This is a genomic window from Shimia sp. (assembly GCF_041624275.1).
Taxonomy (GTDB): Bacteria; Pseudomonadota; Alphaproteobacteria; order Rhodobacterales; family Rhodobacteraceae; genus Shimia.
The window spans coordinates 1-4,732 of sequence record NZ_JBFJVE010000215.1; the positions used below are offsets into that span (position 1 = coordinate 1).

General features: G+C 65.3%; 6 protein-coding genes. 3 read left to right on the top strand and 3 right to left on the bottom strand.

What is annotated here, in order from left to right; all coding sequences use genetic code 11:
• From ABZD10_RS13785 to ABZD10_RS13795, 3 genes are all read right to left on the bottom strand, one after another.
• Positions 1 to 1,010 (bottom strand): FAD-dependent oxidoreductase (locus ABZD10_RS13785; RefSeq protein ID WP_372887323.1); only part of this gene is annotated, 1,010 nt, incomplete at its 3' end.
• Between the two features lie 9 nt (positions 1,011 to 1,019).
• The gene (gene rpiA / locus ABZD10_RS13790) at positions 1,020 to 1,808 is read right to left on the bottom strand and encodes a ribose-5-phosphate isomerase RpiA (RefSeq protein ID WP_372887325.1); all 789 of its coding nucleotides are present in this window, start codon (positions 1,806 to 1,808) and stop codon (positions 1,020 to 1,022) included.
• A gap of 85 nt (positions 1,809 to 1,893) precedes the next feature.
• Positions 1,894 to 2,280: a MarR family winged helix-turn-helix transcriptional regulator gene (locus tag ABZD10_RS13795; RefSeq protein WP_372887326.1), complete on the bottom strand. Its 387-nt coding sequence runs from the start codon at positions 2,278 to 2,280 to the stop codon at positions 1,894 to 1,896.
• Positions 2,281 to 2,400: 120 nt separating this feature from the next.
• Here ABZD10_RS13795 and ABZD10_RS13800 point away from each other — a divergent pair, with 120 nt between their 5' ends.
• The 3 genes from ABZD10_RS13800 to ABZD10_RS13810 all read left to right on the top strand — a co-directional run.
• The gene (locus ABZD10_RS13800; RefSeq protein WP_372887328.1) at positions 2,401 to 2,841 is read left to right on the top strand and encodes a hypothetical protein; all 441 of its coding nucleotides are present in this window, start codon (positions 2,401 to 2,403) and stop codon (positions 2,839 to 2,841) included.
• Between the two features lie 111 nt (positions 2,842 to 2,952).
• Positions 2,953 to 3,705, top strand: coding sequence for a glutathione S-transferase family protein (locus tag ABZD10_RS13805; protein WP_372887329.1), 753 nt, complete (start codon positions 2,953 to 2,955; stop codon positions 3,703 to 3,705).
• Positions 3,705 to 4,732: L-serine ammonia-lyase (locus tag ABZD10_RS13810; RefSeq protein ID WP_372887331.1), on the top strand; the 1,028-nt coding region annotated here is incomplete at its 3' end. The genes ABZD10_RS13805 and ABZD10_RS13810, both read left to right, overlap by 1 nt.

The window sequence follows — 4,732 nt, forward strand, 5'->3', positions numbered from 1 at the left end:
ATCAACTCGTGATCGGGTTTGGTCGGGTTGCCCTTGAACACGGTCTCGACAAAGGCCATGCCCTCGCGGATGGCCACCGGGGTCAGGTTCACCCGGTCGGTGACGTCGCCGACGGCATAGACCGAAGGCACCGCTGTCTGGCTGTAGTCGTCGACCACGATCTCGCCCTTGCGGCCGATTTCGATGCCGATCTCTTGCAGCCCCATGTCTTCGGTATTGGGCGCACGGCCGGTGGCGAACATCACATGATCGAACAGGCGTTCGTCGCCATTGGTGGCCTTGACCCAGACCTTGTCGCCCTCTTTGCGCATCTCCAGCACATTGGTGCCCAGATGCACGTCGATGCCGCGCTGGCACATTTCTTCGCAGACCAGCCCGCGCGCCTCGTCGTCGAAACCACGCAGGATCTGGGCGCCGCGATAGTATTGCGTCACCTTGACGCCAAGCCCGTTGAGGATGCCGGCAAACTCGGAGGCGATATAGCCGCCGCCGACGATGAGGATCGTCTCGGGCAGTTTTTCCAGGTGGAAGATGTCGTTCGAGGTGATGCCGAATTCGTCGCCCGGAATGCCCGGCATGACCGGACGCCCGCCCATGGCCAGAAGGATATGCTTGGCGGTCTTGCGGGTGCCGTCGGCCAGTTCCACGGTATGAGCGTCGGCCAGCCTTGCGCGCTGGTCATAGGTTTCGACGCCGTTGTTCTTCAGGATGCCGCGATAGACGTTTTCCAGCCGGTCCAGCTCGGCGTAAAGCTTGCCGCGGAACACGTCCCAGTCAAAAGCACCGGGCCGGATGTCCCAGCCATAGGCCTGCGCATCCTCGACCATGCCGGCGTATTCGCTGGCAAAGACCATCAGTTTCTTGGGCACGCAGCCGCGGATCACGCAGGTGCCGCCATAGCGGTCTTCTTCGGCCAGCGCGACCCGCGCGCCTTCCTGGGCCGCGACCCGCGCGGCCCTGACACCGCCGGAACCACCGCCGATGACAAACAAATCGTAATCGAAAGCCATTTCTTGCCCTTAATCAACCAGATCCACAAAGAGATTGTCCGACTCGGCAAAGTCGAGAAGGCTCTCTTCGATGGTGCCGGCATTGATATCGCGCACTTCGACGCGCCCGTCGCCATAGCCGACCACCACAGCGTCACAGATATCAATGAACAGGCCGTTTTCAACCACCCCCGGCATCTGGTTCATCACCATCGCCAACTGGCGCGGATCGCCGATCCGGCGCAGATGCAGATCAAGGATGTGGTTGCCCTCGTCGGTCATGAAGGGGCTGGCGCCGTTCATGCGCAGGGTCGAGCCCCGCCCCAGCACGTCCATGCTGACCAGCGTCTCCTCGATCAGCGCCTGGGTGGTCTGCCAGCCGAAGGGGATGACCTCGACCGGCAAGGGGAAACTGCCCAGTGTCTCGACCTCCTTGCCGATATCGGCGACCACGATCATCTGGTCCGAGGCGGTGGCGACGATCTTCTCCTGCAACAACGCCCCGCCGCCGCCCTTGATCAGGTTGAGGTCGCCATCAAATTCATCGGCACCGTCGATGGTCACGTCGAGCCAGCGCGCCTCGTCGAGGCTGACCACCTGAATGCCCACCTCGCGGGCCAGTTCGGCGGTCCGGGTCGAGGTCGGGACCCCCTTGATGCGCAGCCCCTCTTCGCGCACCATCTCGCCGAGGCAGCGCACGAACCAGGCGGCGGTCGACCCGGTGCCCAGCCCGACGCGCATACCGTCCTCGACATAGTCGGTGGCTTTCTTGGCTGCCACGAATTTGGCCTTGTCGATGGGCGACAATTCTCCGGTCATGCGGCGACTCCCTTGCACCTGTTGGCGGACTTATAAGCACGTTAGCGGCTCTGGGCCACGGGGAAAACACCCAATGGCCCGGCAACTAGGCCTTCTGCAACGCTGAAATCACCCGCCCGATCAGCCGCAGCAAGCTGGCCCGTTCGGCCTGCGTCAGCTCGGCCAGAGCCGTTTCGTTGACCCGTTGCGCCTGCCGGGTCGCGACGTCCTGCAGGTCGCGGGCGCGGTCGGTCAGCAGGATCCGCCGCACCCGGCGGTCCTCGGTGCTGGGCCGGCGCAGGATCAGCCCGTCGCGCTGCATCCGGGCAAGGGTATTGGCCATCGTCGCCTGTTCGACGTCCAGCCGCGCCACCAAGTCGGCCTGGGTCAGCCCGTCCTCTTCCCACAGCTCCAGCAACACCATGAACTGCGCCGGCGCGACGCCATGCGCGCGCAGGGCCTGCTGCAAATGGCGTGCGAAAAGCCGCGCCATGTGGTTGGCCAGAAATCCCGCTGAGTGCGTTTTTGTAAATCCCATGTGCGCGAATATGCAGTTCCATAGCGCGCTATGCAACTCTATTTATATAGCACGCTATTCTAAAGGAGATTCCCAATGACCCGCCGCCTTCACATCCTCTGTGCCAGCATCGCCCTGCTGATGATCGTCACATTCTGGATCACAACCGTTGCGAGCGAAAGCCTGGCCGCGCCGGACACGGTCGCGCGGGTCAAAACCGCGATCCTCTGGGGCATGCTGGTCCTGGTCCCCGCCATGGCGGGTGCCGGCATCACCGGCCACAGGCTGGCGCGCGGCTGGCGGTTGCCGCAGATCAGGCAGAAGACCCGGCGCATGGGCGTCATCGCCGTCAACGGGCTGCTGGTACTGCTGCCCAGCGCGGTGTTTCTGGCGTTGCGGGCGCAGGCCGGACTGTTTGATACCTGGTTCTACGCGGTCCAGGCGGTGGAACTGACCGCCGGCGCCGTCAACATCACGCTTCTGGGCCTCAACATGAGGGCCGGGATGGCCCTGCGGCTCCGGCGCCGACCGGCCTGACCGGCTGACAGGGCGGGGCGGCCGGGGGCGGACAGGGCACGGCCAGCGGTGCCGGGCACAGAAAGCGCTTGCCGTGCGCCGCCGGCCGTGTTTCCGATAGGAAACGTCGCTTTGAGACCGAACCCTAACCGGCTTGCCCCCTATCCTAGTCCGATGGATCCGAAACTGCGCCTTCACTATGCCCCCGACAACGCCTCGCTGATCGTGCGAGTGGCGCTGGAAGAGCTGGCCCTGCCCTACGAGACATGCCTTGTCGATCGCGCCGCCGATGCCCAGAACAGCCCCGCCTATCTGGCGATCAACCCGGCCGGGCTGATCCCGGCGCTGGAAACCCCGGACGGCGCGATCTTCGAGACCGCCGCCATCCTTCTGTGGCTGGCCGAAACCCACGGCAGGCCGGGGTTTGCCCCGCCACCCGGCGCGCATGAGCGGGCGGCCTTTCTCAAGTGGCTGTTCTACCTGTCCAACACCATGCACGGCAATCTGCGGCTCAATTTCTACCCCGAGAAATACGTCGGTGCCGACAGGGGGGCGCAGGCCGCGCTGCGGCGCCACGTTCGCACCAACCTGTGTCGTGGTTATGACCTTCTGGAAAGACTGGCCCGCGAGGATCAGGGCTTTTTTGCCGCCGGGCAGGCGTCGGTGATCGACCTCTACGTCGCCGCGATGCTGCGATGGAGCGCGCTTTACCCTTTGGGCGACACCGGCTGGTTCTCGCTCGGGCGCTGGCCCGCCCTGCGCGCCATGGCCGGCGCCTTGGAAACCCGCCCCAGCGTCGCCGCCCTGATCGCCGCCGAAGGCATGGCGGCGCGGCCTTTCACATCCCCCAACTATCCCAACCCTCCCGAAGGAGTGGCTCTCTGATGTTTCTTTCCGTTTTCGACATGTTCAAGATCGGTGTCGGCCCGTCCTCATCGCATACCATGGGGCCGATGGTGGCGGCGGCGCGGTTTCTCGACCTGATGCGGGCCTCGCCGTTCGAGTTCCACGGGCTGCGCGGCTCGCTGCATGGTTCGCTGGCCTTCACCGGAGTCGGCCACGCCACCGACCGCGCCACCATCCTCGGCCTGGCCGGGTTCCTGCCCGATAGCTACGACGCCGAAAGGGCCGAAGCGGTGCTGGCCGAGATCGGCGCCACGGGCAAGGTCCACCCCGAGGGGCTCGGCGCGCTCGACTTCAACCCGCGGGAAGATCTGAAATTCGATTTCGGCCCCAACCTGCCCGGCCATGCCAACGGCATGATCCTGATGGCCACCGACGCCCAGGGCGACGTCATCCTGCAGGAGACCTATTACTCGATCGGCGGCGGCTTCGTGATGACCGAGGCCGAGCTTGAACAGGGCGCCGACACCGACGAGGGCGCGCCGGTGCCCTACCCGTTCAAGACCGCTGCCGAAATGCTGGACATGGCGGCGGCATCGGGCAAGTCGATCGCCGACATGAAACGGGCCAATGAAATCTCGCGCGGCTGTGCCGAAAGCTTTTCAAGGGGCGCGGCGCACATCTGGCAGGTGATGAACGACTGTATCGAGCGCGGCCTCGAGGCCAAGGGCGTGCTGCCCGGCGGGCTGGGCGTGCGCCGGCGGGCCAATGCCATCCGCGAATCGCTGCTGGCCGAACGCGGCATGAATCTCAGCGCCCCGCATACCATCAACGACTGGATCAGCACCTATGCGATGGCGGTCAACGAAGAGAACGCCGCCGGCGGCCAGGTGGTGACCGCGCCGACCAACGGGGCGGCGGGAGTCCTGCCGGCGGTGATCCGCTACTGGCTCGACCACGTGCCGGGCGCCTCGGAAAGACGTATCGACGATTTCCTGCTCACCGCCGCCGCCATCGGCGGGCTGGTCAAGTACAATGCCTCGATCTCGGGGGCCGAAGCCGGCTGCCA